We start from the raw sequence: 23675 nt of genomic DNA, 5'->3' as shown, positions 1-23675 counted from the left end.
GGGAAGGCCCTAGGGAGAGCCCTCGCACCCCTGGTCGAACGTCGCGTCATCGACGGCGTCCTCCCCGAGCTGGTGGCCCAGCACGCTGTCGGGCAGCACGACGAAGTTGCCGACCGGGTCCTGGCTCTCCTCGCCCACCAGGATGCAGCCCTTCGCCTGGTCGGGGTCGACGGCGGTCAGGGCGTTGAGCAGCCGGTAGAGGTCGAGGGGCGACGCGTCGGTGTCGATGCCGTCGAGGGAGGCCAGCGCCATGGCCTCGACGAACCCCTCCCGGTCGTCCCGGGCCTGGAGCTGGTTCAACAGCCCGAGCAGCAGCGCCTGGTGGTTGGCCGACCGGACGAAGTCCCCCGGGCCGGCGAACGCGCGCCGGGTGGTCGCGAAGTCCAGGGCCTGCTCGCCGTCGAAGTGGTTCGGGCCCTTGACGACGTGCATCCCCCCGTCGTCGGTGTCGAACGCCACGGGCGAGTCCACGGTGACCCCGCCGAGGGTGTCGATCATGGCCTCGAAGCCCTGCCCGCCGGTGACGAGCACGAAGTCGGGACTGATGCCGACCAGGTCGGCGACCGCCCCGGCGACGAGGGCCGGGTCCCCCTTCGCCGTCCTCAACGCGACGTTGATGCGTCCCTTCTCGCCGCCGAGGTCGACATAGGTGTCGCGCGGGATCCCGATGGCCGCGGCCGCTCCCGTGCCGGCGTCGATGCCCAGCAGCTGGATCGCGTCGGTGTCCCCCTCGACGATCGAGGTACCCGGGGGCGCGTCGGAGCCGAGCACCAGCACCCACACGACGTCGCCCCCCGCGTCGTACCCCTCGGCGTGCTGCACCGTGGTCAGGGCGATCGAGGTGGGGCGCACGGCGGATCCGGGGACGGCGACGAGGAGGACGACCACGACGGGCAGGATGCGCAGCACCCACCCGGTCAGACCCAGCGCGCGCCTCACGAGGACGACACCTCGACCGGGAGCGCGTCGCTGTCGTCGCGCACCAGGGAGTAGCCGAAGACCGCCCAGGTTCCATCGACCAGGCCCAGTGCCAGGCGCCCCGTGAGCCGGACCTTGACGGTGGAGCCGCCCTGGGCGACGTCGAACGCGAAGTCGACCCAGGCCGACGCGCCGACCGCGCGGTCGTCGGGGGCCAGGAACGACAGCCGCGCGTCCAGACGAGTCGCCCGGACGGCGGTGACCTTCTCGAACCCGGACGCAGTCAGCGCGTCGATGTCGGCGACGGCCAGCTTGGCCGCACCACTGGTGAAGCGGTCGAAACCACCGAGGAAGTCCTGCCGCGGATAGTCGCCCAGGAAGGCGCCCACGACGTACGCCGCCAGGACGTCGCTCACCTGCGACTCCAGGCGGTTCCGGGTCGAGGAGGGCAGCCGGGACCCGATGGTCGTCACCGACAGGACGGCGTTCGCCGGGCCGTCGGGCCCGGGAGGACCGGAGTCGTCCGTCGGGGTGCAACCGGCCAGCAGGGCCACGGCCGTCAGCACGGCCAGCGAGGCCCGTACCCGGGGCCACACGCGGACCCGGTGTCCCACCGAGCGGCGTGACACTCCTCGGGACATGCGCCCCATGATGGCGGATGCCCGGCGGGGCGCGGTCAACTCGCCTCGACGGAGTTGACGTCGGGAAGGGGGTACTGCGACACGGTGTCGCGCGCCGGTTCGGTCCGGCCGACCGGGCCTGCGGCGTACGCGCGGAGCAGGGTGTCGGTGACCTTGCGGACGAAGTCCCGGGTGCGGTCGCCGAGAGGGTGCTCGCACCGGTCGACCACCGCACAGCCCCAGCGCAGCGTGCCTGCGGTGAACACGCCCGCGCCCGAGGGCGTCGTGTAGTAGACGGACTGAGCCGTCGTGACGACGCCGCGGCACGAGTACGACGTGTGGCTGAGCACCTCCATCGGGCGCGGCGTCCGGGCGTCGAGGTAGACGCGGTCGGCCTCGGGACCGACCAGCCCGGCGAACCGGTCGCCGAGGTGGACGCCGGTGCCGGCGAACCCGAACCACGTGGGCGAGGTGACGACGTAGTCGGCCTCGACCGGGAAGCACTCGTACTCCATGCCGACCAGTCCCTGCTCCGACTCCGGCGCCGGCGGGTCGCGGAACCGGGAGGTCGCCTCGGCCGGGCGCTCGTCGCGCTCGGGGTCGAGGGAGGCGTCGGAGCGGTAGCCGACCTCGAGCCGGGCCGGCCCCGTGCCCCGGTCCTGCAGCCGGATCCGCCAGTACATGGTGTTGGCGCCCAGGAACGCCAGGTTCGTGCCACCGTCACGGGCCTGCTCGACCGCGTGACGCATGGCCGGCGTCCAGTACTCGTCGTGGCCCATCGACACGTAGCCCCGGGCGCCCTCCAGCAGGCCGGGGTCCTGGTCGAGGTCGACGTCGGTGAAGTAGCTCAGCCGGACCCCCGACAGCTGCCGCAGTCGCTCGGCGCGCACGATCACCGGGATCGCGGCGGTCCGGTAGTCGTTGGCGCCGGTGGCGAGGTTGAAGGGCCGGTCATAGCTCACCGCCCAGCTCCGCCGGTCGCCGTCCGCGCCGTCGTACAGGCTGTAGCCGCCCCACCGGTTGTACGCCTGCCAGGTGGCGACGGGCGCGACCAGGGCGACGGTGCCCGTCGCCGCGGGTGACGACACGACGTACGGCGCGGCCGTCTCCCAGCCCGAGCCGGTGCGGAGCTTCAGCACGTAGAAGCCGGGCTCCCACCCCGTGGTGTCGAGGACCAGGCTCTCGTGCCACGGCGCAACGACGGTGCGGGTCTCGACCGGGTCCAGGACGGGCTCGGCCTGCTCCTCACCGGCGAGGAACCCCGAGCGCCAGACGAGCGCTCCGGTGCCACCCCGGTAGGAGCCGATGCGGTAGGCCGACACGCGGTACCCCCTGGCGCGTGTCGACACCTTGAGCCCGACGCGGGTGCCGGCCGGCGCGCTGATGGCGGTGGTGTACGCCGCGATCCGCCCGGCAGCCGGTCGCCTGATCCGCCAGTCGTCGGTCCCCCGCCGGCTCCCGTCGCCGGCGCGTGGCACCGTCGGCGACAGCGGCGACAGCGGCTCCCCCACGACCTCACGCCCGCCCGCCGGCGTCGCGTCGGCGGTCGTCGCGTCGGTCCCCGCACTGACCTGCTGTGCCGAGAGAGTCACCAGACCGCCGGCCAGCACGGCCGTCGCCAGCCCGGTGACCAGGCGTCCCGTCAGGCTCCACATCGCCCTGTTCCTTCCGGGGCGACGACCGGAGCGCGGCCTCGGTCCGAAGCGTCCGGCGCGGGGGTGTCACGGCGGATGGGCCGCCGGTCCCGGCTCTGCCGGGAGCAAGCGGCAGCGAGCCCGGCGCGACCGGGACCTCAGCGACTGACGACGCTCCGCGGCGCTCGTGGAATCCCGGTCCGCCCGGGACTCCCGCCTCAGGTCACGACGGCTCAGCGCGCCGAGGCTCGGACCCGCCGCTGGTCCAGCGGCGGCGACGGAAGGAGCAGATGGTGGTCACCGGAGGGGTGAGGCTCGAGCACCGGCGCGACATCCAGGGCCTGCGGGCCGTGGCCGTCCTCCTCGTGCTTGCCGACCACGCCGGAGCCGCCTGGCTCCCGGGAGGGTTCGTCGGCGTCGACGTCTTCTTCGTCGTCTCGGGGTACCTGATCACCCTGCTGCTGGTGCGTGAGGCACAGGCGACCGGCCGCGTCCGGATCGGGGAGTTCTACGCCCGGCGGGCTCGTCGGATCCTGCCGGCCGCCACCGTGGTGGTCCTGGCCACCCTGACGTACGCCGCCGTCGAGCTGTCCGCGTCCCGGGTGCAGCGGCTGCGCGTGGACGCCGCCTGGTCGGCGTTCTTCGCCGCGAACGTCCACTTCTCGCGCGAGGGCGCCGACTACTTCGCGTGGGGCCGGGAGACGTCACCGCTCCAGCACTTCTGGTCGTTGGCGGTGGAGGAGCAGTTCTACCTCGTGTGGCCGCCGCTCCTCGCGGCCTCTGTCCTCGTCATCGCTCGGCGCCACGGCCACGGGCACGGGCCCAGCGGCTCACGGGGCCTGACCTGGTTGGTGGGGGCGCTGCTCGGCGCTTCGCTGGCCTGGTCCCTGGTCCTCACCGCGCACGCACCGGCGGCCGCCTACTACTCCTCGCCGGCCCGCGGCTGGGAGCTCGCGACCGGCGCGCTGCTCGCGGTCCACGAGCCGCGCTTGTCGCGGCTCGGTCCCGCGTCACGCCGGGTCCTCGGCGCCGGCGGCCTGCTGGTGCTCGCAGCAGCCGCTGCCGGGTTCGATGCCTCCTCCGCCTTCCCGGGCTGGCGCGCGCTGGTCCCGGTGCTCGGCACCGCAGCGCTCGTCGCGGCAGGGACGGCACACCCGGGCGGCGCGACCCGCCTCCTGTGCCTCCAGCCCCTGCCGTGGCTGGGCGACCTGTCGTACTCCTTGTACCTGTGGCACTGGCCGCTCCTCGTGCTCGGCCCGGAGTGGCTGTCCTGGCCCCCAGGCCCCGGCCGGACCGCAGTGTTGCTGGCCCTCACGCTCGCCGCAGCCTTCACGACGTACCACCTGGTGGAGAACCCGGTGCGCAGGAACGCGCGGCTGCGTACGGGGCGACGGGCACTGCTCCTGTGGCCGATCACCGTCGGGGCCGTGCTGGTCGCCGCCGTCGGTGCTCAGCACCACGCCGACCGCCTGCTGCGGGACCGGATGTCCGGCGAGGGCCTCGACCAGTCGTCCGTGCTGGTGCCCGGCCCGGAACCGACCAGGCCGACGCGACGGGGACATGGGGGACGCGGCTCCATGTCGAACGGGCGGCCGAGCGTGCCGGCCAGGTCGCTCCCCGAGCGGTTGACCGAGGCCCTGGAGGTGGCCGACTCCGGCGCACCGGTGCCCTTCCCCCTGACCAACGTGCCGCGGCAGCCCGAGAAGGTCTTCCGACTGCCGCCGGAGTGCATCGTGGACCCTGCCGAGACGTCGACGAAGGTCTGCCCGGTGGGCGAGGTCACCGCGACCACGACGATCGTCGTGCTGGGCGACTCCCAGGCCGGCGAGTGGATGCCGGCCGTCGACCTCATCGGTCGCGCGGAGGGGCTCCGGGTCCTCCCGCTGATCAAGCTGGGCTGCCCGCCCTTCGACGTCCCGGTCGTCGACGGCGGTGGGGCCGACTTCTGGCAGTGCACCCGGTTCCGGGAGTGGGCCCTCGACTACATCCAGGACGTGCGCCCGGACATGGTCCTGGTCGGTTCGGAGGCCACCTCCGACCGGTTGCGGTCCGCACCGGGGCTCGACCTCGCCGGCACGTGGGCCGCGGGGGTCGGGCGCACGCTCGAGCGGCTCGAGCAGCTGAGCGGATCCGTGGTCGTGCTCGCGGACACCCCCGACTTCGGCTTCGACCCGGTCGACTGCCTCACGGATCCCGACTCCCGGCTCGCTGACTGCATCGGCACTCCGCACGACGGCCTGGCCGAGGCCAACGAGGCCACCCGGATCGTCGCCCAGCGGACCGGGGCAGGGTACGTCGACACCGTCGGCCTGGTCTGCGTCCGCGGGCGCTGCCCTCTCGTCGTCGACCGAACCATGACGTTCATGGACGACGCCCACGTCTCGGCCGCGTGGTCCGCCGCGCTGGCCCCCGACCTCGAGCGCCTCTACGCCCGAGCGCGCCGCGACGAGAGGCAGCTGTCCCATGACTCCTGAACCGACCCCGACGGCGCCGGCACTGCCGCTCTCCGTCCTCGCCACCCTGCCCCCGCGGTCCCCGGTGGCGCACTTCGCCCGCTGGGTGCGACAGAGCTGCCCCGCGGACGCTCGGGTGCTCAACATCGGCGCAGGGAACAACCTGTCCGGACCCCTCAACCAGGTCCGTGAGCGTGCCGCCCACCTCGTCGGCGTCGACCCGGACGTCTCCATCCTGGACAACCGGGACGTCGACGAACGGCACCACCTCTCGCTCGAGGACTACGCCGCCACCGCGCCGGCGCCGTTCGACCTCGCGTTCTCGGTCTTCGTGCTGGAGCACGTCGCACACCCGCGGGCGTTCACCGACGCGTGCGCCGCGGTCGTGCGGCCGGGCGGTGTGCTGCTGGGGATGACCGTCAACAAGTGGCACTACTTCGGGCTGTCCACCTGGATCACGACCCGGCTCCACGTGGCCGACCGGCTGCTGCCCCGGCTCAGGCCGGCCGAGCAGGTGGGCGCCTACCACTTCGCCACGGAGTACCGGCTGAACACGGCTCGCGCGATCAGCCGTCACCTGCGCGCGGCCGGCTTCACGTCGTTGTCCTTCCGGTACTGGGACCTGCCCGCCATGTACGAGCCCTACCTGCCGGGGCCCACCAAGAAGCTCGCCGCCCGCTACACCTCCCTGGTCTACCGCGTCGGGCAGCCCCAGCTCATGGGGAACCTCACCTTCAAGGCCACTCGGCTGTAGGCCGGCCACGAAGTCCGCGCCCGTAGGCGTGCGTCAGTAGCCAGGCACGTGGACGCACGAGCCGTGCTACGCCCGTGGATGGGTCCGGTAGTAGTCGCGCCAGATCAGCCGGTGCACCGGAACCCAGCGCGGGATGTCGCGTACGCCGGGGATGAGCGGCAGGAACATCAGTGCGAGTGTCAGCAGCATCATCAGCGCCCAGACCTGGGCGTCCGCGTTCTCAGATGTGGAGAATGGCCGGACCTGGTACCAGAACGTGTAGAGCCACATCCAGGGTTGGCCGGGGTAGTTGCCGGTCTCGTTCATCATGCCCCACTGGTCGCCGCCGAGCTGTTGGGCGACGGCGCGGTCCTCCAGGTAGGCGCCATCGGAGAGCAGGAGCAGACTCCTGGTCTGGTCACCGCCGTAGAAGTTGCCCGACGAGGTGAGCGACCCCTCGAGGTAACCCGACCGAGCCACGTCGAGGAAGGCTGCCGTCAGGTTCGGCACCGGTCCGTACTCCCCCGCGGGCGCCTGGGCGGGGTCCCCGTCCGGGGCGACGGCGAGGGCGTCGGCGTACGCAGTCGCCCACGCCGTGCGCTGGCTCGGTGTTGCCGACTGCCACTGCGTGAGGGCGTCGGTCAGGGCGGCGTCGCCGACCTGGTCGGTGAGGGGCTGCAGAACCAGCTCGGCGCTGTCGACCGGGATGCGGACGCCACCCATCTTCTGCAGCGGGATGCCGAGGACGCTCTGGCCGTCGGCATTGTGGTTGTACGGGGCGCCGTAGGTGGCGCTGGTCGTGGTGCCGGCCAGCTCGCCGGTGGCGGTCGCGACCACGTCGGCCGGGTCTGCCTGGGCCCAAGCGGACATGGTGATCGCCGGCTCGTCCGGAGACGAGAAGACCGCAGCCAGGACGACGGTGAGGAGGCTGACGACGGTCAGGGCGATCACGAACTCCTTGACCAGGTCGTAGGGGCGCTTGGAGAAGTCATGCGCGTCGGGGGTGCTCGGGGGCCGGGTCATGGTCATGTCAGTCACCCTCAGTGGCGTCGATGGGCGGCACGACGCCGTGGCGCCGGACGAGCAGGATGTGGATGACGGTCAGAGCGCCCACGACGAGGGGGAGCAGCACCACGTGCCAGAGCAGCATCTGTCCCGGGTTCAGCACGTTGAAGAAGGCCCCGGCTCCGATCGCGTTGATGCCGTCCTTGCCCTCGGCGCCGATCCACTGCGAGTCGAAGTTGGACTGCGACAGGTAGCCCGTGAACGCCGTGCCGATCGAGGCGACGAACGCGACGACGCCGGTGACCCAGGTCATCGTGCGCCGGCCGCGCCACGCGGCCATCCAGAACTTCCCCCACAGGTGGATCACCATGAACATGAAGAACAGCTCCACGCTCCAGAGGTGGAGTGAGTTCACGAAATGGCCCACCGACGAGGCGTGCCACCAGTCCGAGCCCCCGAGGGTCAGCACGATGCCGGACCCGAGCACGACCGTCAGGGCGGCCAGGGTGAGCACACCGAACACGTAGATCCACGACGAGACGTACGACGGCTGGCTGTCGGGAAGGGCCTCGCCCGCGGGCACCAACCCTCCGATCCGCCCGCGGAGGCGGACTGTCCAGCTGGCGTCGTCGGGGGGCGGTGCGACCGCGCGTGGCACGGTGGTCATGACGCACCGCCGTCAGCTCGGTCGACAGTCGAGTTCGCCTTCCTGCGGTGTCCGGGGAACGGCACGACCAGGGCGAGACCGAAGAGCACCAGCATGGCGATGACGATGAGCAGATTGGTGGTGCTGACGCTGAGCACGCCCCAGTGGAGATAGTGCCCCGCCGCGGCCATCGCCGACGTGGGGAAAGCAGCGATGAGTGGCATCCCGACCCCCTGCATCAGGGGCGCCTGATGGCGTCCGGATACCCCTCAGCGTGATCCAGGTCACACGACGTGCCCAGGGTCCTTTGGCCCTACCTGGGCATCCTTCGTCCCGACGATGATCCGTGTGGTCGCGACAGCATGGCGTGGCGCGCCCGTAGGGATTCGAACCCCAAACCTTCTGATCCGTAGTCAGATGCTCTATCCGTTGAGCTACGGGCGCCTGTCGCAGACCGTTCAGTCCGGCCAGACGACTGGTCGAGGATAGCCGACCCCTCGGAGAGCGCTGAAATCAGAGCGGAAACCGAGCGAGCGCCCGTCGTCTGACTGTCGGACCGGGGTCGGCCTTCGCGGCTGCCGGTCACCACTGCAGTTCGCGACGGTGCAGCAAGGTCTGAGCCTGAACGCCGCTGCCACGATGCGCGAACTGCCGTCGGGAATGCTCGACGAGGCCCACGTGACCCGGGCCACAGACCGTTGATCGATCCAATAGGTGAGACGGGAGAGCGTGGGTAGCCTCGCGGGCACTACTCGCCCGGAACTCCTGGCCGACACCGTCGTCGGGGGCGATCCCGACTTATTCCACAGCGCGGACGACCGCAGGCTCGAGAGGGACACCACCTATGACTACTGCCGAGACGCAGGCGCCGACCATCAACGGGGCGACCACCCATCAGGGCATCCTCGACTTCGTCAGCGAGGTCGCGGCGATGACCACCCCGGACCGCATCCACTGGTGCACGGGCTCCGACGAGGAGTGGACCGAGCTCACCGACGCGCTCGTCGCCTCCGGCACCTTCACCCGGCTCGACCCCGCCAAGAAGCCCAACAGCTTCTACGCACGGACCGACCCCACGGACGTGGCGCGGGTCGAGGACCGCACCTACATCTGCAGCGTCGACGAGAAGGACGCCGGGCCCACCAACAACTGGATGGACCCCAGCGAGATGAAGGACCTCATGCGCGGGCTGTACGCCGGCTGCATGAAGGGCCGCACGATGTACGTCATCCCGTTCGTGATGGGCCACCTCGAGGCCGAGAAGCCGATGTTCGGCGTGGAGATCACCGACTCGGCGTACGTCACCGCCTCGATGCGCGTCATGGCTCGCATGGGCACGCACGTGCTGCGCCGGATGGAGGAGCTGGACGCTCCCTTCGTGCCCGCCCTGCACTCGGTCGGCATGCCGCTCGAGCCCGGCCAGGCCGACGTGCCGTGGCCGTGCAACGACACCAAGTACATCGTGCAGTTCCCCGAGGAGCGGGCCATCTGGTCGTTCGGCTCCGGCTACGGCGGCAACTCGCTGCTCGGCAAGAAGTGCTACGCCCTGCGCATCGCCAGCGTGATGGCCCGCGACGAGGGCTGGCTCGCCGAGCACATGCTGATCCTCAAGCTGACCAGCCCGCAGGGCGTCACGAAGTACGTCGCCGCGGCGTTCCCGAGCGCGTGCGGCAAGACCAACCTGGCCATGCTGGCGCCGACCATCCCGGGCTGGAAGGTCGAGTCCATCGGCGACGACATCGCCTGGATGCGGATCGGCGAGGACGGCCGGCTGTGGGCCGTCAACCCGGAGTACGGGTTCTTCGGCGTCGCGCCGGGCACCAACGAGCACACCAACCCCAACGCGATGAAGACGATCAACCGGGGCAACTCGGTGTTCACCAACGTCGCGCTCACCGACGACGGCGACATCTGGTGGGAGGGCATGGAGAACATGCCGGCCCACGCTGTTTCTTGGAAGGGCGAGGACTGGACCCCCGACGCAGGACAACAAGGGGAGCTGTCCAGCCACCCCAACAGCCGCTACTGCACGCCGATCAAGCAGTGCCCGATCCTGGCGCCCGAGTACGACGACCCGCGCGGCGTGCCGATCGACGCCATCCTCTTCGGTGGTCGCCGCAAGACCACGATCCCGCTGGTCACCGAGGCCCGCGACTGGGTGCACGGCACCTTCATGGGCGCCACGCTCTCCTCGGAGACCACGGCGGCCGCGGTCGGCCAGGTCGGCGTCGTCCGCCGCGACCCGATGGCGATGCTGCCCTTCATCGGCTACCACGCCGGTGACTACTTCAACCACTGGATCGAGGTCGGCAAGAACAACGACGCCTCCAAGCTGCCGAGGATCTTCTACGTCAACTGGTTCCGCCGCGACCAGGATGGCGACTTCCTGTGGCCGGGCTTCGGCGAGAACAGCCGCGTCCTCAAGTGGGTCGTGGAGCGCATCGAGGGCCAGGCCGCCGCCGTCGAGACCCCGATCGGTCACGTCCCCGCACCGGGGTCCCTCGACACCGACGGGCTCGACATGACGCCCGAGCAGGTCGAGGAGGCGCTGCGTGTCGACGTCGAGGAGTGGAAGGCCGAGCTGCCCCAGATCCAGGAGTGGTTCGAGAAGTTCGGCGAGCAGCTGCCCGCCGTCCTGTGGACCGAGCTGGACGGCCTGAAGGCCCGCCTGGGCGCCTGACGACCACCTCTTCCGGAGACCCGGAGCGGCCCCGGCCGTTCCGGGTCTCCGCACATCCGGGTGTGCCATGATCCCGTTCGGGGGCCAAGGGAAGGGGATGTGGGTGCCGCACTACGGTCCCGAGGACCGTGCGGTCTTCGAGACTCGCGCAACGGAGCTGTTCGAGGTTGTCGTCACCTCAGGAGGCATCAAGGACGACGACCCCCGGATCACGGGAGACGCGGAGTCGAAGGCCGCCTTCGACCTCCTCGTCCGGCTGAACCTCGTCACCCTCGACCGCGCGGAGGACCTCTGGCACGCGGTCGACCCGAGCACCGTCCAGGCCCAGGTGGTCACGCCGATGGGCACGCGCGGGGCCGAGCTCCTCACCGAGTCCGGGCAGTGGGCGCGGGCGTTCTCCGGGCTGGCCCAGACGTGGCGGCGCTCCGGCCACACCGACCGCGGCCCGCTGACCGAGATCCGCGGTCCCGATGCGATCGGCGCCTTCCTGGTCGCCAGCGTCGCCGACGCCGAGGAGGAGCTGCTCACCGCGCAGCCGCAGGGCCTGCGCGACGGGGCGACCATCGACGAGGCCGCCCGCCGCGACAAGGCCGCGCTCGAGCGCGGCGTACGGATGCGCACGCTCTACCAGCACAGCGCGCGGCGGAGCACCACCACGCACAAGTACGTCGCGCTGGTCACCGAGCTGGGCGCCGAGGTGCGCACGCTCGACGAGTTCTTCAACCGCATCATCATCATCGACCGCCGGATCGCGGTGATCCCCGGAGCCGGCGGCCCTGCGACCGCGATGGTGATCCGCGAGCCGAACCTGCTGGCCTACCTCGTCGACATGTTCGAGCGCACCTGGGAGCGCGGTCGCCCGTTCACCAACCGCGGCAGCGCCGACCAGCGCGACATCGCGCTGGAGCAGCGCCAGATGACCATCCGGATGCTCATCGAGGGCCACGCCGACCCGGCCAGCGCCAAGCGGCTGGGCGTCAGCCCCCGCACGTACGCCGGGTACATCGCCGACCTCAAGGACGAGTACGAAGCCGAGACCCGCTTCCAGCTCGGCTACACGATGGGCCGGCTGGGCATCTCCGGCAACGAGCCCAAGGGCGGAGGCTCGGAGTCCTAGCCCCGGTCTCGCCGTACGGCGGGAAATATAACGAGGGCAGCGCCCATGGCACTGCCCTCGTTCATGAGACAGGCCGGGGGGGTGGCCATGAGGAGGCCGGCCATGGGGGGCGGCCGGGTCTCCCGTCTCAAGCGTGTGGAGTTGTGATGCTGCCCGGTGGTGTCAGTGGCCGATCCTGGCGCTGCAGCCGGGGCAGTCCCACCCGGTGTCCTGCGCGCTCGCCGGAGAGCTCACTCCGACACCGATCGTCATCGCGGCCGCTGCCGCGAGGATCGCCGCCTTGCGAATAAGTCTCATCCGTGTGCTCCCACCTTCGTGTGTCCGGGACCGCCCTCCGAACCGTCAGTCTGCTGGACCCGGCTGGTCTAGTCAGCCCCAGGCCTGGCTCATGAACTTGCAATGCAAGTTTCTGCAGTCCGGTCGGCGCGCGCCCGAGTCGGCCCTCGGACAGCCCCGTCAACCGGGCTGGGAGGACCGACTCGTCGGCGGAGGCGGCGGGATTTGAACCCGCGAGAGGTTTGACCCTCAACCCGCTTAGCAGGCGGGCGCCATAGACCGGACTAGGCGACGCCTCCTCAACGCGCAGACAGGCTACAAGGACCGGTCGGCGCACGCCGAATCAGGCGCGTCGGGCCTGCTGGAGCAGCGTGCGGAGGCGGTTGGCGAACTCGTCGCGGTCGCCGGCCAGCAGGGCCACGGGGATGGTCGTCGTCCGCCCGTCCCGCAGCGACACGACCAGCGCCGGCGAGCGGTGCACCTCGGCGGTCGCCACCTCGGCCACGTCGACCCAGCGGGCGCGCTTGGCCCCGGCGCCCCGGACCAGGCGGACGTCGTACCCGAGCGCGTCCAGGCGGACGACGTACGTCCTCCGGGTGGCCCACCACACCCCTCCGGCGATCACGCCGAGCCCCACGAGCGCGACCAGGGCCACCGGCCAGAACGGCCAGCCGGCCAGACCCGTGACGACCGACAGCAGCACTACGAGCACGGCGACGCCCACCAGCGCCGCACCGGCCACGCGGAGCACGACGGCGGGCGCCAAGCGGTACTCGGTGACGCCGTCCACGCGCGGATTCAACCGCGAGAGGACGCGATTACCGCAATTCTTGCCGAGTTCGCCCACGCGCCTTGTCCGGACGGTGGGTGCCGAGCGAGACTCATAGCCCCAGTCACCGCTTCAGACGCCTGCTCGCGGAGGCCCCCCAATGACCCACGCTGCCGCCGCCCTTGCCGGGCTCCACGACGCCCTCGACGCGCCCACGGACGCGACCAGCTGGCGGTGGACCGTACGGCGCGGCATGGTCCCGGTGCGCGACGTGCTCCAGCGTGAGCGCCAGCACCCCGACGACAGCTGGCTCTCCGCCCGCCACGGCCGGTCGGCCCGCGAGCGCGCGGTGTTGCTGCGCCGGCTGGCGGAGTTCGGCCCGATGGTGCTGGAGCACCCGGACGTCGACGAGGTGCGCGACGGCCTCAAGCGGCTGCTCGCCGACATCGACCACCACCTGCAGCGCGAGCACGACCTCGCCTACGACGAGGTGGAGCTGGAGATCGGCGGCTCCGAGTAGGGACGTGGCAGAGGGGGCGGGATTCGAACCCGCGGCTGACATCTCTGCCAGCGACCGCTTTCAAGGCGGTTCCGATCGGCCACTCCGGCACCCCTCCGTGTCCGCGCCGCGGACTCGGTGAGTCTAGAAGGTCAGCTCGACGAGCGGGTCGCCCTCCTGGACGACGTCCCCGGCGGCGACCTTGAGGGCGCTGACCGTGCCCGTGTGCTCGGAGATGACCGGGATCTCCATCTTCATCGACTCCAGCAGGATCACCGTGTCGCCCACGGCGACCGCGTCGCCGACCTCGACGACGAGCTCGATGACGTTCGCGACCATCTCCGCGAGGATCTCGACGCGCTGCTCCCTGGCCACGGGTCCGAACCTACAAGAGTGGCTGCGTGCGGCCCGGCTCGGGGCGCAGCGAGGAGCCGCTGTCCTCGGTGCGGGCGCGGCGACCGTGGGCCCGCCGGCGGCCGTCGCCGGTGACGAGGAGGTCCAGCCGGATGATGACGATGCCGAGGAGGACGCCGACGACGAGGGAGTACGCCGTGGTGAGGCCGGCGTTCAGCAGGGTCAGCGACGGGTCCAGGAACGTGTGCGTCACCTGGGCGGCGGCGGTCACGCCGAACGCGCACACCCACCAGCCCTGGCGGCGGCGGGCGCGCATGTGGGTGCCCCAGACGATCGCCGGCACGCCCAGCAGCGCCTGCACCGGCCGCGGGGCGCCCTCGAGGTTGTCCAGCGCCCACCGGCGGCCGTCGAGCAGGGCGTCGACCAGGTCCGGGGCGCCGTACCGGCGCAGCACCTCCGCGTAGGCCAGCGTCACCGCGAGCAGCACGCTGCCGGTCACCACGACCAGCAGCCCGCGCCGCCCCAGGCCGTGCAGACCCGCGCCCAGGCGGAACACCACGAGCAGGCACAGGACGAGCGACGCGGCCAGCGTGGTGTACGCGAACCGGCTCAGGCTGAGCGTCGGCTCGAGACCGACGACCCCGGCCGCGCCCACGAGCCCGACCAGCATCGCGACCACCGCCTCGCGCACCGCCTGCAGCACCGTCACCGCCGGCACGGTCACCATCACCGCGAAGACCGCGGTGACCACGCAGGTCATCAGGGCGGCCCCGGTGCGCAGCATCGGCTCGTCGGCCACCACCGCGGCGACACCGAGGCCGAGTGCGAGGCCGCCGTACACGAACGTCCGTCCGCCGGTCCGCGACACCAGGCCCGCGGTGAAGGCGACCGCGATGGCGACGCCGCCGGCCTCGCCGACGTACGGCGGAGGGTCGGGCGCCGCGGCGACCCCGAGCGCGACCAGACCACCGAGCAGGATCAGCAGCCACAACGTCAGCCCGGCACGGCGCCCCGGACGCAGCCGGGAGCGCCGGCTGGGCCGCTCGGCGCGGCGACGGGGGGCGGTCGTGGACACGGGCGCGAAGGCTAGCCGGTGGTCGGTCGGGGCGTCACAGACGCCGGTTCGCCAGGGAGGGATTGGTGCGTCGCGCCGCGGCCACCACGTCCGGGTCGAGGTCGACGGTGAGGGTCGTCGCGTCCTGCCCCGCCTCGGCCAGCACCTCGCCGAGCGGGTCGACGACGATCGAGTGGCCGGTGTACCGGGGAGCGGGCTGGCCGACGGCCACGACGTACGCCGTGTTCTCGATCGCGCGGGCGCGGGCCAGCGTGGTCCAGTGGTCGACCTTGCGCGGGCCGGCCACCCACGCGGCGGGGACGACGAGCACGTCGGCGCCGTCGGCGACCAGCGCCCGGGCGAGCTCGGGGAAGCGCAGGTCGTAGCAGGTCATCAGGCCCAGCCGGAACCCCGCCAGGTCGACGACGGTCGTGGTCAGTGGACCCGCGGTCACGCTGTCGGACTCGCGGTAGCCGAACGAGTCGTACAGGTGGATCTTGCGGTAGTCGGCCCGCGCAGCCCCGCGCAGCACCAGGGTGTTCACCGGCCGCTTCGGGTCGTCGGCCGCCTCGAACATGCCGGCGAGCACCGTCGTGCCGCGCTCCTTGGCGACCCGCTCCACCTCGGTGGCGAACGGCCCGTCGACCGACTCGGCCGCTGCGCTGAGGTCGGCGCCGGGCTCGCCGAAGTCGCGCGCGAAGGCCTCGGGGAACACCACCAGGTCGCTGCCCTCGGGTGTCAGCCCCTCCAGCCGGTCACGGTTCTCGGCGGGGTCGAGGGTCGAGGCTTCCTGGACGAGGGTGACGCGCATGACGACCAGTCTGCCCGTCCCCGTCTGCCCGTGCGCGAGACTCCTGGGGTGCCGTACGTCGCCATCGTGCTGGCCGGCGGCCGGGGTACCCGGCTCGGCGGCCGCGACAAGGCCGCCGTCCAGGTGGCCGGCCGCTCGCTCCTCGACCGTGCCCTGTCCGCCGTCGCCGGCGCCTCGGCCGTGGTGGTCGTCGGCGACGAACGCCCGGTCGCGTCCCCCGTCCCGCTCCTGTGGACCCGCGAGTCGCCGGCGTACGGCGGACCGGTCGCCGCGACGTACGCGGGTCTGGACGCGCTGTGGCGGGATACTCCGGTGCGTTTGGGTCGTGGTTCGCCGTCGGAGACAGCCCAAACACACCGGACTACCCCGATCGTCGTGCTGGCGGTGGACATGCCGGGGGTGACCGCGGGGACGGTGGCGCGGCTGGTCGAGGGGGTGGAGGGGTACGACGGCGCGGTGCTCACCGACGGGGGGCGACGGCACCTGGCGATGGCGGTCCGGGCGGACGCGCTGGAGGCCGTGCGGCCGGAGCGGACCGAGGGCGCGGCGGTGCGGGACCTGTGGGCGCGGCTGGACCTGGCCGACGTACCCGCCCTCGGCGAGGAGGCCCAGGACGTCGACGTTCCGGGCGACATCACCGCCAGGAGTGACCCGGGGGCTTGAAGGTCCCGCCGAGGTGAGCATGATGGGCCCGTGAACCTGCACGACTGGATCGACGAGCTGTGCGACGTCCTCGACATCGACACCGAGGTGGACGAGGGACTGGTGCTGGACCTGGCGAAGGTCGTGGCGGACAACGTGGTCAGGAAAGCCGCGCCGATCAGCACCTACCTGCTGGGCTACGCCGCCGGCCTCCAGGAGGCCGACCCCGTCGGCGTGGAGAAGCTCGCCGCACGAGCCCAGGCACTGGCCGAGGGCTGGGACCGCCCGTCGACGGCGCCCGACCCGGTCGACATCGACGACGAGGTCCCCGACGACAGCACGGTCGACCACACCGACGACGCGTTCGACGACTAGTGGTTGCCGCCAGGCGTACGTCGCGCGTGACCCGTGCTCCGGGTGCGCGCATCGCAAGGCGCCGGAGCGCCGCCGTACCTGGTGGTGACCACTAGGTGCGCGCCATCGTGGCGTCGGGCCCCGGCGGGCCCGAGGTGCTGGAGCTCGCCGACGTACCCGACCCCACAGCGGGTCCGGGCCAGGTGGTCCTCGACGTCGCGGCGACCGCCATCAACCGGGCGGACCTGCTGCAACGGCAGGGGTTCTACCCGCCGCCGCCCGGTGCTTCCGACGTCCTCGGGCTCGAGTGCAGCGGGACCGTCGCCGCGGTCGGCGAGGGCGTGACCGGCTGGGACGTCGGCGACGCGTGCTGCGCGCTGCTGGCCGGGGGCGGGTACGCCGAGAAGGTCGCGGTCCCCGCAGGACAGCTGATGCCCGTGCCCGCCGGGGTGTCGCTCGCGGATGCGGCCGCCCTGCCCGAGGTCGCGTGCACCGTCTGGTCGAACGTCTTCATGATCGCCCGGCTCCAGCCGGAGGACTGGTTCCTCGTGCACGGCGGCGCCGGCGGCATCGGCTCGTTCGCGATCCAGCTCGCCTCGGCGCTGGGCGCGCGGGTGATCACGACCGGCGGCTCCGCGGAGAAGCTCGCCTGGTGCGAGGAGCTCGGCGCCGAGGTCACCATCGACTACCGCGAGCAGGACTTCGTGGCCGAGGTGCTCGGCGCGACCGACGGGCACGGCGCGGACGTCATCCTCGACAACATGGGAGCCAAGTACCTCGGCCGGAACGTCGAGGCGCTGGCGACCGAGGGCCGGCTGGTGATCATCGGCATGCAGGGCGGCACCAAGGGTGAGCTCGACGTCGGCGTGCTGATGCGCAAGCGCGGCGCGGTGATCTCCACGGCGCTGCGGTCGCGGCCGGTCGAGGGGAAGTCCGCGATCTGCGCATCGGTGGTCGAGCACGTGTGGCCGCTGGTCGCCGACGGGACCATCAGGCCGGTGGTCGGCGCGACGTACCCGCTGGCCGACGCCGCCCAGGCGCACGCGCTCATGGAGTCGGGCGAGGGACGCGGAAAGGTCCTCCTCACGGTCTCCTGAAGCCTGCGCATCAGGCGTGCCTCCCTATCCTCGGCCGTCGCGAGCGTCGTCCCGTCGAGTGCCTGGCAAGGCGGAGGAGGGAGACATGACGGAGTCATGGCGACTGACGACAACGCAGCCAGGTGCCGACGGGGCGGCGCGCAGCAGGCCATGGGATAGGGAGGCACGCCTTAGGGTGAGGTCATGAGCGAGCAGCAGTCGGAGCAGGCCGACGCGTCCCAGGACGAGGTCCAGGACGGGACCCAGCAGGTCCCGCCGGGACACGTGGTGATCGTCGGCCCCGACGGGCAGCCCGTGGGCGCGGTGCCCGCGTCGGCGCTCGAGGGACGGGGCGACGGCGAGGAGCCCGAGGAGGCCGACCTCACCAGCCTGGTCGAGCAGCCGGCCAAGGTGATGCGGATCGGCAGCATGATCCGCCAGCTGCTGGAGGAGGTGAAGGCGGCGCCGCTCGACGAGGCCAGCCGCCAGCGCCTGAAGGAGATCTACCGCCAGTCGATCAAGGAGCTCGAGTCCGGGCTCGCTCCCGAGCTCGTCGAGGAGCTCGAGCGGCTGACCCTGCCGTTCACCGGGTCCGAGGCGCCGACCGACGCCGAGCTGCGGATCTCCCAGGCCCAGCTGGTGGGGTGGCTGGAGGGGCTGTTCCACGGCATCCAGACCGCGATCTACGCCCAGCAGATGGCGGCGCGCGCCCAGTTCGAGCAGATCCGACGAGCGTTGCCGCCGGGCGTGCAGATCGCCGGACAGCCGGGCGGACCTGGCGGTCCCCAGGAGGGGCAGCAGGAGGATTCGGAGCAGCAGGGGCCCGGTACGGGCGGGATGTACCTGTAGCTCGTCAGGTACGCCGCGAGCGGCCGAGGGCGCCGAACACCATCAGGCCGAGCAGGCCGATGACCAGCATCGCCGCGCCCGGAGCGGCCAGCCGGGTCAGCGACGCCGGGTCGGCGCCGGAGACCGGCTCGAACGTCGGCTTCTCCGGGGTCGGCGGGATCGGCGTGCTGCCCTGCCCGAGCAGGGCGACCAGCCGTTGGGTCTTGGCACTGGTGGCCGGTCCGGTGCCGCCACAGCCGTTGGCGAGCAGGTTCGTGCCGCTGGCCCGCACGAAGAAGAGGTAGCGGTTGTCCGCGCTCATGCCGGTCAGCCCGCAGTCCGAGACCTCCGACCGGACCGTCACCGTGGCGGAGGTGATGTCGCCCTTGTAGACGCGGTCGACCTTCACGTCGTACGACATGGTCTGCCGCTTGCCGGTGTTCGTCGGTCCGGACGCCATCGTCAGCACGCCGGAGAACACCGCGCTGGCCTTGTTCACCTTCTGCGGCAGCGTCAGCTGCTTGCAGGCACAGGCGTGCGCGCTGCCGTCGGTGACGACGACCGTCATCAGGCCCAGGAGCAGGACCACGAGAAGACGACGTGCACGACCGGGCATGGCCCTCATTGCATCACAGGCCGAAAATCTCCGAGAGGACGCTCGCCACGCCGTCCTCGTCGTTCGAGGGCGCGATGCGGTCGGCGGCCGCGCGGACGGTGGGATGGGCGTCGGTCATGGCGTACGACGTGCCGGCCCAGGTGAGCATGTCGATGTCGTTCGGCATGTCCCCGAACGCGACGACCTCCTCGGGGTTGATCCCGAGCTGCTCGGCCAGCACCGCGAGCGTGGTCGCCTTGGTGACGCCGGCGGCGCTGATCTCCAGCAGCGAGGAGGTCGAGGACCAGGTGATCACCGCCCGGTCGCCGGTCGCGGCGGCCGCGCGGTCCCAGAACTCCTGGTACCCCAGCTCCTCGTGCCGCGCGAGCAGCTTCAGAGCCGGCTCGACGAAGAGCTCGGCGATCGCGCCGCGCCGGCTGCCCTCCGGGACGGGGTGGCGCTCGTGGAAGTCGGTCTCGAGGGCGATCCCCTCCAGCGTCTCGACGGCGAACGCGCTGCCCGGTACGGCGGCGCGGATCCGCTCGCACACCTCCACGCCGACGGCCGGCGCGATCGTGCGCGTCAGCACGGGCTCCCGCTTCTCGACGTCCCAGACGAGCGCGCCGTTGGAGACGACGGCCAGGCCGTGCCGGCCGACGTGGTCGAAGACGTCCTCGGCCCACCGCAGCGGCCGGCCGGTCACGAACACGACCGGCACGTCCTGCTCGTCGAGCGCCGCGAGCACGCCCTGCGTGTACGCCGAGACGGTGCCGTCGGAGCGTACGAGCGTGCCGTCGAGGTCGGTGGCGACGAGCTTGGGCGTCACGGGTACCAGCGGGAGATCTCGAGGGCCGCGCCGTCGTCGTACACACTGGCGGTGACGGCGTCGGCGGCCTCACGGACCTCCTCCACGGCCTGGCCCATGGCCACGCCGCGGCCGGCCCAGCGCAGCATCTCGATGTCGTTGCGGCCGTCGCCGATCGCCAGCACATCGGCCGCGTCGATGCCGAGCTCGGCGGCGACGTGGGCGAGCCCGGACGCCTTGCTGACGCCGACGGGCGCGAGGTCCAGCCAGGCGGTCCACCCGACGACGTAGTCGGTGCCGTGCAGGCCGAGCCGGCGGGCGAGGTCGAGGAAGTCCTCGGCGGTCGACTCCGGGTCACGGATGATCACGCGGCTGACCCGGTCCGCGACCAGGTCGGCGACCTCGGTGATCACCATGTCGCCGGACAGCTCGCCGACGGGGAAGGGCCGGTTGACGCGGTACCCGACGCCGCGCTCCTCGACGGCCACCAGGACGCTGGGGTGCTCGCGCAGGATCGCCTCGACGGCCGGACGCGCGTCGAACGTCTCCTCGTGGACGACCTCGAGGGGCGGGTACCGGAAGACGACCGCGCCGTTGGACGCCACGACCCACAGCGGGTCCCCGTCGTCACCGGGGTCCATCCCCGGCAGGTCGAGCAGGTCGGCGACGGCGACCATGCCGTGCGGCGAGCGACCACTGGCGAGCACGACGTGCGCACCGGCGTCGTGGGCACGGCGTACGGCGTCGCGGACGGCAGCGGGCACCTCCTCGTAGGTGGTGCCCTGGCCCTCGATCCAGGACAGCAGCGTCCCGTCGATGTCGAGGGCGATCAGCCGTGGTCGCCAGGTGGTCAAGCCGGCGCTCACGTCAGTGGCTTGATGACGTCCAGCCCGCCGAGGTAGGGCTGCAGCGCCTGCGGGACCTTGACCGAACCGTCGGCCTGCTGGTGGGTCTCCAGCAGCGCGATGATGGGCCGGTTGGTGGAGCAGAGCGTGCCGTTGAGGGTCGCGACCGGCCCGACGGACCCGTCGGCCGCGCGGCCTCGGGTGTCGAGCCGCCGGGTCTGGAAGTCGGTGCAGTTGGAGGTCGACGTCAGCTCGCGGTAGCGGCCCTGGGAGGCGATCCAGGCCTCGCAGTCGAACTTGCGCTGGGCCGACGTGCCGAGGTCGCCGGCCGCCACGTCGATGACGCGGTAGTGGAGCTCGAGCTTGCCGAGGAACTCCTTCTCCCACTCCAGCAGCCGCAGGTGCTCGGCGAACGACTCCTCGACGGTCGTGTAGACGAACATCTCGACCTTGTCGAACCAGTGCACGCGGAAGATGCCGCGGGTGTCCTTGCCGTGGGAGCCGGCCTCCTTGCGGAAGCAGGGTGAGAAGGCGGCGTACCGCAGCGGCAGCGAGCCGATCTCGAGGATCTCGTCGGAGTGGTACGCCGCGAGCGGGACCTCCGACGTGCCGACGAGGTAGAGGTCCTGGCCCTCGATGCGGTAGACGTCGTCGGCGGCCTGGCCGAGGAAGCCGGTGCCCTCCATGGCCCGCGGCTTGACCAGCGACGGCGCGATCATCTGGGTGAAGCCGGCGTTGCGGGCCTGGTCCATCGCCATGTTGACGAGCGCGAGCTCGAGCTGGGCCCCGATGCCGGTGAGGAAGTAGAAGCGGCTGCCGGAGACCTTGGCGCCGCGCTCGAGGTCGATGGCGCCGAGCATCCGGCCGAGCTCGACGTGGTCACGCGGCTCGAAGTCGAACTCCGGCTTGGTGCCGACCGTCTCGATGACGCGGTAGTCCTCCTCGCCGCCGGCCGGTGCCTCGTCGGCGGCGACGTTCGGGATCTCCATCAGCGTGGCGCGCCAGACCTCCTCGGCCTCGGTCTGGGCGGCCTCCGCGGTCTTCACCCGGGCGGCCAGGTCCTTGGTCTGCTCGAGCAGCGCGGCCTTCTCCTCCCCCTGCGCCTGCGGGATCTGCTTGCCGAGGGTCTTCTGCTCGGCGCGCAGCCGCTCGAACTCGGCGATCGCCGAACGCCTGGCCGCGTCGGCGGAGATCGCGCGGTCGACCACCTCGTCGGAGAGGCCGCGCTTGGCCTGGGCGGCGCGCACGCGGTCGGGTTCCTCGCGGAGGAGACGGGGGTCGATCATGAGGATGAGGCTATCCGCGCGGCGTACGGCGCCGGAAACGAGATGCCTCCTGTGGATGAGGTCGCGGCCTCGCGATCCTGGCATGATCCGGGCGTGCTCGACCGCCCTCGCGTGATCACCCTGTCCTGGGCGGCGCTGTGCCTGGCACTGTTCGGCGTCCTGGCGTGGGCGGTCACCGCGGAGCGCGCGCCGCTGGGTGCGCTCGACGACGAGGGCCGGTCGCTCGAGCGGTGGACCGACCACCACGACTCCGTGCGGTCGGTGCTGAGGTTCGTCGAGGTCTGGTTCAACACCGGGCCGGTGCTGGTGGCGACGGGCGTCCTGGTCGTCCTGATGCTGGTCCGCGGGCACCAGCGGGCGGCCGTCTACGCGACGCTGGTCGTGCTGTCGACGTGGGGCATCACGACGTGGGTCAAGATCGCGGTCGGCCGCGACCGGCCCGAGTGGCAGAGCGACCTGGACCGCGTCCTCAGCCGCTCGTTCCCCTCCGGGCACACGTCCGCGAACGCCGCACTGATGGCCGTGATCTGTGTGCTGGTGGCGATGCTGGTGCGGCGTTCGCAGGTACGCCGCCTGGTGTACGTCCTGGCCGGCCTCGAGGTCCTGCTGATCTGGGCGGACCGCGTGCTGCTGGGCCGGCACTTCCCGACCGACGTCCTGGGCGGCACGCTGCTGGCGATCGGGATGGCACTGTTCTGGCTGGCGCTGTTCAACCCGCTGCCACGCAGCCACGCGGCGAAGGCCGTGCCCCTGCACGAGGCGATCCCCGGCAACCGCCAGCTCGCCGTCGTACTGAACCCCAGCAAGGTCGAGGACGTCGCGCAGTTCCGCTCGATCGTCTCCGCGATGGCGGCCGAGTCCGGGTGGTCGACACCGACCTGGCTGTACACGACCGTCGAGGACCCGGGGACGGGCATGGCCGAGGCGGCCGCCGTGTCCGGCGCCGACCTGGTGCTCGTCTGCGGAGGCGACGGCACGGTGCGCGAGGTGTGCGCCGAGCTCGCGGGCACGGGGATCCCCGTGGGCATCGTGCCGGCAGGTACGGGCAACCTGCTCGCCCGCAACCTGGAGATCCCGCTGTTCCTGAGGTCCGCGATCGACGTCGCGCTCAACGGCCAGGACCGGGCGATCGACATGGTCGAGGTCAGCGGCGACGGGTTCGCGGACACGCACTTCATGGTGATGGCCGGCATGGGCCTCGACGCCGCGATCATGGAGGGCGTCAACGAGGACATCAAGCGCAGGGTCGGCTGGATCGCCTACGTGCTCTCCGGCGTGCGCGCCCTGATGTCACCGGTCGTGAAGGTCGAGATCTCGGTCGACGGCGGCGAGTACACGACGTACCGCGCCCGCACCGTCGTCGTCGGCAACGTCGGCTTCCTCCAGGCCGGCATGCCGCTGCTCCCCGACGCCTCGATCGACGACGGCGTGCTCGATGTCGTCGTGCTGTTCCCCAAGCGGTTCCTGTCCTGGCTGCCGCTCGTCGCCCGGGTGCTCAGCAAGCGGCGCCGCGTCGACGAGACCATCGGCCGGCTGACCGGCCAGACCGTCGTCATCCGGGCCTCCTCCGACACCCCCCGCCAGCTCGACGGCGACTCCATCGGCCCCGGCCGCGAGCTGCGCATGCACTGCGTCCACGGCCGGTTGCTGGTGCGGGTACCTCGCTGAGACCCGC

At 71.9% G+C, this 23675-nt stretch carries 24 protein-coding genes and 3 tRNA genes; 10 read left to right on the top strand and 17 right to left on the bottom strand.

All coding sequences use genetic code 11. The annotated features are described in order from the left end of the window. Positions 1-9: 9 nt before the first annotated feature. The 3 genes from ISU07_RS03485 to ISU07_RS03475 are packed head-to-tail and all read right to left on the bottom strand — an operon-like array spanning position 10 to position 3193. Complete coding sequence (locus ISU07_RS03485) at positions 10-939, bottom strand: LCP family protein (protein WP_194705318.1); 930 nt, start codon at positions 937-939, stop codon at positions 10-12. Continuing rightward, complete coding sequence (locus tag ISU07_RS03480; protein ID WP_194705317.1) at positions 936-1559, bottom strand: hypothetical protein; 624 nt, start codon at positions 1557-1559, stop codon at positions 936-938. The genes ISU07_RS03485 and ISU07_RS03480 overlap by 4 nt, the downstream gene beginning before the upstream one ends. 35 nt (positions 1560-1594) lie before the next feature. Next, positions 1595-3193, bottom strand: coding sequence for a N,N-dimethylformamidase beta subunit family domain-containing protein (locus tag ISU07_RS03475; protein WP_194705316.1), 1599 nt, complete (start codon positions 3191-3193; stop codon positions 1595-1597). A gap of 272 nt (positions 3194-3465) precedes the next feature. Here ISU07_RS03475 and ISU07_RS03470 point away from each other — a divergent pair, with 272 nt between their 5' ends. After that, positions 3466-5646 (top strand): acyltransferase family protein, encoded by a 2181-nt coding sequence (locus ISU07_RS03470; protein WP_194705315.1) that lies wholly within the window; start codon positions 3466-3468, stop codon positions 5644-5646. Then, positions 5636-6379, top strand: coding sequence for a class I SAM-dependent methyltransferase (locus tag ISU07_RS03465; protein ID WP_194705314.1), 744 nt, complete (start codon positions 5636-5638; stop codon positions 6377-6379). The genes ISU07_RS03470 and ISU07_RS03465 overlap by 11 nt, the downstream gene beginning before the upstream one ends. Positions 6380-6445: 66 nt before the next feature. On the opposite strand, the gene ISU07_RS03460 is transcribed toward ISU07_RS03465, so the two are convergent. The 4 genes from ISU07_RS03460 to ISU07_RS03445 form a co-directional block, all read right to left on the bottom strand. Next, positions 6446-7387 carry a hypothetical protein gene (locus ISU07_RS03460; protein WP_194705313.1) on the bottom strand — a complete coding sequence of 314 codons (942 nt, stop codon included), beginning with the start codon at positions 7385-7387 and terminating at the stop codon, positions 6446-6448. 1 nt (position 7388) lies between these two features. Then, the gene (locus ISU07_RS03455; RefSeq protein ID WP_194705312.1) at positions 7389-8030 is read right to left on the bottom strand and encodes a cytochrome b N-terminal domain-containing protein; all 642 of its coding nucleotides are present in this window, start codon (positions 8028-8030) and stop codon (positions 7389-7391) included. Beyond that, the gene (locus tag ISU07_RS03450; RefSeq protein ID WP_194705311.1) at positions 8027-8233 is read right to left on the bottom strand and encodes a hypothetical protein; all 207 of its coding nucleotides are present in this window, start codon (positions 8231-8233) and stop codon (positions 8027-8029) included. Before ISU07_RS03450 ends, ISU07_RS03455 begins: the two co-directional genes overlap by 4 nt. A gap of 144 nt (positions 8234-8377) precedes the next feature. After that, positions 8378-8453, bottom strand: a tRNA-Arg gene (locus ISU07_RS03445). Positions 8454-8853: 400 nt separating this feature from the next. Between ISU07_RS03445 and ISU07_RS03440 the strand changes: the two genes are divergently transcribed. Together ISU07_RS03440 and ISU07_RS03435 are read left to right on the top strand one after the other, a co-directional pair. Further along, on the top strand, positions 8854-10689 hold the full coding sequence (locus ISU07_RS03440) for a phosphoenolpyruvate carboxykinase (GTP) (protein ID WP_194705310.1): 1836 nt from the start codon (positions 8854-8856) through the stop codon (positions 10687-10689). Positions 10690-10792: 103 nt separating this feature from the next. Continuing rightward, complete coding sequence (locus tag ISU07_RS03435; protein ID WP_323742409.1) at positions 10793-11806, top strand: LuxR family transcriptional regulator; 1014 nt, start codon at positions 10793-10795, stop codon at positions 11804-11806. 486 nt (positions 11807-12292) lie between these two features. On the opposite strand, the gene ISU07_RS03430 is transcribed toward ISU07_RS03435, so the two are convergent. Continuing rightward, a tRNA-Ser gene (locus tag ISU07_RS03430) sits at positions 12293-12381 on the bottom strand. A 44-nt stretch (positions 12382-12425) separates the two neighbouring features. Continuing rightward, entirely contained in the window at positions 12426-12872 is a 447-nt protein-coding gene (locus ISU07_RS03425; RefSeq protein ID WP_194705309.1) for a hypothetical protein, read from the bottom strand. 139 nt (positions 12873-13011) lie between these two features. Between ISU07_RS03425 and ISU07_RS03420 the strand changes: the two genes are divergently transcribed. Then, entirely contained in the window at positions 13012-13371 is a 360-nt protein-coding gene (locus ISU07_RS03420; protein ID WP_194705308.1) for a hypothetical protein, read from the top strand. 5 nt (positions 13372-13376) lie between these two features. On the opposite strand, the gene ISU07_RS03415 is transcribed toward ISU07_RS03420, so the two are convergent. The 4 genes from ISU07_RS03415 to ISU07_RS03400 all read right to left on the bottom strand — a co-directional run bounded on the left by ISU07_RS03415 (position 13377) and on the right by ISU07_RS03400 (position 15569). Then, a tRNA-Ser gene (locus ISU07_RS03415) sits at positions 13377-13468 on the bottom strand. A 26-nt stretch (positions 13469-13494) separates the two neighbouring features. Continuing rightward, complete coding sequence (locus ISU07_RS03410) at positions 13495-13725, bottom strand: biotin/lipoyl-binding carrier protein (protein ID WP_323742408.1); 231 nt, start codon at positions 13723-13725, stop codon at positions 13495-13497. 10 nt (positions 13726-13735) lie between these two features. Beyond that, a complete protein-coding gene (locus ISU07_RS03405; protein WP_194705307.1) occupies positions 13736-14779 on the bottom strand; it encodes a hypothetical protein in 1044 nt (347 codons plus the stop codon). Positions 14780-14813: 34 nt separating this feature from the next. Continuing rightward, entirely contained in the window at positions 14814-15569 is a 756-nt protein-coding gene (locus ISU07_RS03400) for a carbon-nitrogen hydrolase family protein (RefSeq protein ID WP_194705306.1), read from the bottom strand. Positions 15570-15599: 30 nt separating this feature from the next. Here ISU07_RS03400 and mobA point away from each other — a divergent pair, with 30 nt between their 5' ends. The 4 genes from mobA (at position 15600) to ISU07_RS03380 (ending at position 18490) form a co-directional block, all read left to right on the top strand. Then, positions 15600-16232 carry a molybdenum cofactor guanylyltransferase gene (gene mobA / locus ISU07_RS03395; protein ID WP_194705305.1) on the top strand — a complete coding sequence of 211 codons (633 nt, stop codon included), beginning with the start codon at positions 15600-15602 and terminating at the stop codon, positions 16230-16232. Between the two features lie 30 nt (positions 16233-16262). After that, the gene (locus ISU07_RS03390; protein WP_194705304.1) at positions 16263-16586 is read left to right on the top strand and encodes a DUF6457 domain-containing protein; all 324 of its coding nucleotides are present in this window, start codon (positions 16263-16265) and stop codon (positions 16584-16586) included. Between the two features lie 95 nt (positions 16587-16681). Next, positions 16682-17662, top strand: coding sequence for an NAD(P)H-quinone oxidoreductase (locus tag ISU07_RS03385; protein WP_194705303.1), 981 nt, complete (start codon positions 16682-16684; stop codon positions 17660-17662). Positions 17663-17845: 183 nt separating this feature from the next. Beyond that, positions 17846-18490 (top strand): bacterial proteasome activator family protein, encoded by a 645-nt coding sequence (locus tag ISU07_RS03380; RefSeq protein ID WP_194705302.1) that lies wholly within the window; start codon positions 17846-17848, stop codon positions 18488-18490. A gap of 4 nt (positions 18491-18494) precedes the next feature. Here the strand turns inward: ISU07_RS03380 and ISU07_RS03375 are convergent, their stop codons facing one another. The 4 genes from ISU07_RS03375 to serS are packed head-to-tail and all read right to left on the bottom strand — an operon-like array spanning position 18495 to position 22000. Further along, positions 18495-19085, bottom strand: coding sequence for a hypothetical protein (locus ISU07_RS03375; RefSeq protein WP_194705301.1), 591 nt, complete (start codon positions 19083-19085; stop codon positions 18495-18497). Positions 19086-19098: 13 nt separating this feature from the next. Next, entirely contained in the window at positions 19099-19890 is a 792-nt protein-coding gene (locus ISU07_RS03370) for an HAD family hydrolase (protein WP_323742407.1), read from the bottom strand. Then, complete coding sequence (locus ISU07_RS03365; RefSeq protein WP_194705300.1) at positions 19887-20735, bottom strand: HAD family hydrolase; 849 nt, start codon at positions 20733-20735, stop codon at positions 19887-19889. Before ISU07_RS03365 ends, ISU07_RS03370 begins: the two co-directional genes overlap by 4 nt. After that, the gene (gene serS, locus ISU07_RS03360) at positions 20732-22000 is read right to left on the bottom strand and encodes a serine--tRNA ligase (protein WP_194705299.1); all 1269 of its coding nucleotides are present in this window, start codon (positions 21998-22000) and stop codon (positions 20732-20734) included. The genes ISU07_RS03365 and serS overlap by 4 nt, the downstream gene beginning before the upstream one ends. 93 nt (positions 22001-22093) lie before the next feature. On the opposite strand from serS, the gene ISU07_RS03355 reads away from it, so the two are divergent. Next, positions 22094-23668, top strand: coding sequence for a diacylglycerol kinase family protein (locus ISU07_RS03355; RefSeq protein ID WP_323742406.1), 1575 nt, complete (start codon positions 22094-22096; stop codon positions 23666-23668). Positions 23669-23675: the final 7 nt, after the last annotated feature.

The organism is Nocardioides islandensis, assembly GCF_015352455.1.
GTDB lineage: Bacteria > Actinomycetota > Actinomycetes > Propionibacteriales > Nocardioidaceae > Nocardioides > Nocardioides islandensis.
The sequence above is the reverse complement of the archived record's forward strand: the minus strand, read 5'-3'. Positions and strand labels throughout refer to the sequence as shown.

Excerpts from the sequence above, each read along its gene's own strand:
- ISU07_RS03375 (WP_194705301.1), bottom strand. The coding sequence starts at position 19,085 with ATGCCCGGTCGTGCACGTCGTCTTCTCGTGGTCCTGCTCCTGGGCCTG.
- ISU07_RS03465 (WP_194705314.1), top strand. The coding sequence starts at position 5,636 with ATGACTCCTGAACCGACCCCGACGGCGCCGGCACTGCCGCTCTCCGTC.
- ISU07_RS03440 (WP_194705310.1), top strand. The coding sequence starts at position 8,854 with ATGACTACTGCCGAGACGCAGGCGCCGACCATCAACGGGGCGACCACC.
- ISU07_RS03420 (WP_194705308.1), top strand. The coding sequence starts at position 13,012 with ATGACCCACGCTGCCGCCGCCCTTGCCGGGCTCCACGACGCCCTCGAC.
- ISU07_RS03455 (WP_194705312.1), bottom strand. The coding sequence starts at position 8,030 with ATGACCACCGTGCCACGCGCGGTCGCACCGCCCCCCGACGACGCCAGC.
- ISU07_RS03400 (WP_194705306.1), bottom strand. The coding sequence starts at position 15,569 with ATGCGCGTCACCCTCGTCCAGGAAGCCTCGACCCTCGACCCCGCCGAG.
- ISU07_RS03480 (WP_194705317.1), bottom strand. The coding sequence starts at position 1,559 with ATGTCCCGAGGAGTGTCACGCCGCTCGGTGGGACACCGGGTCCGCGTG.
- ISU07_RS03380 (WP_194705302.1), top strand. The coding sequence starts at position 17,846 with ATGAGCGAGCAGCAGTCGGAGCAGGCCGACGCGTCCCAGGACGAGGTC.
- ISU07_RS03460 (WP_194705313.1), bottom strand. The coding sequence starts at position 7,387 with ATGACCATGACCCGGCCCCCGAGCACCCCCGACGCGCATGACTTCTCC.
- ISU07_RS03450 (WP_194705311.1), bottom strand. The coding sequence starts at position 8,233 with ATGCCACTCATCGCTGCTTTCCCCACGTCGGCGATGGCCGCGGCGGGG.
- serS (WP_194705299.1), bottom strand. The coding sequence starts at position 22,000 with ATGATCGACCCCCGTCTCCTCCGCGAGGAACCCGACCGCGTGCGCGCC.
- ISU07_RS03475 (WP_194705316.1), bottom strand. The coding sequence starts at position 3,193 with ATGTGGAGCCTGACGGGACGCCTGGTCACCGGGCTGGCGACGGCCGTG.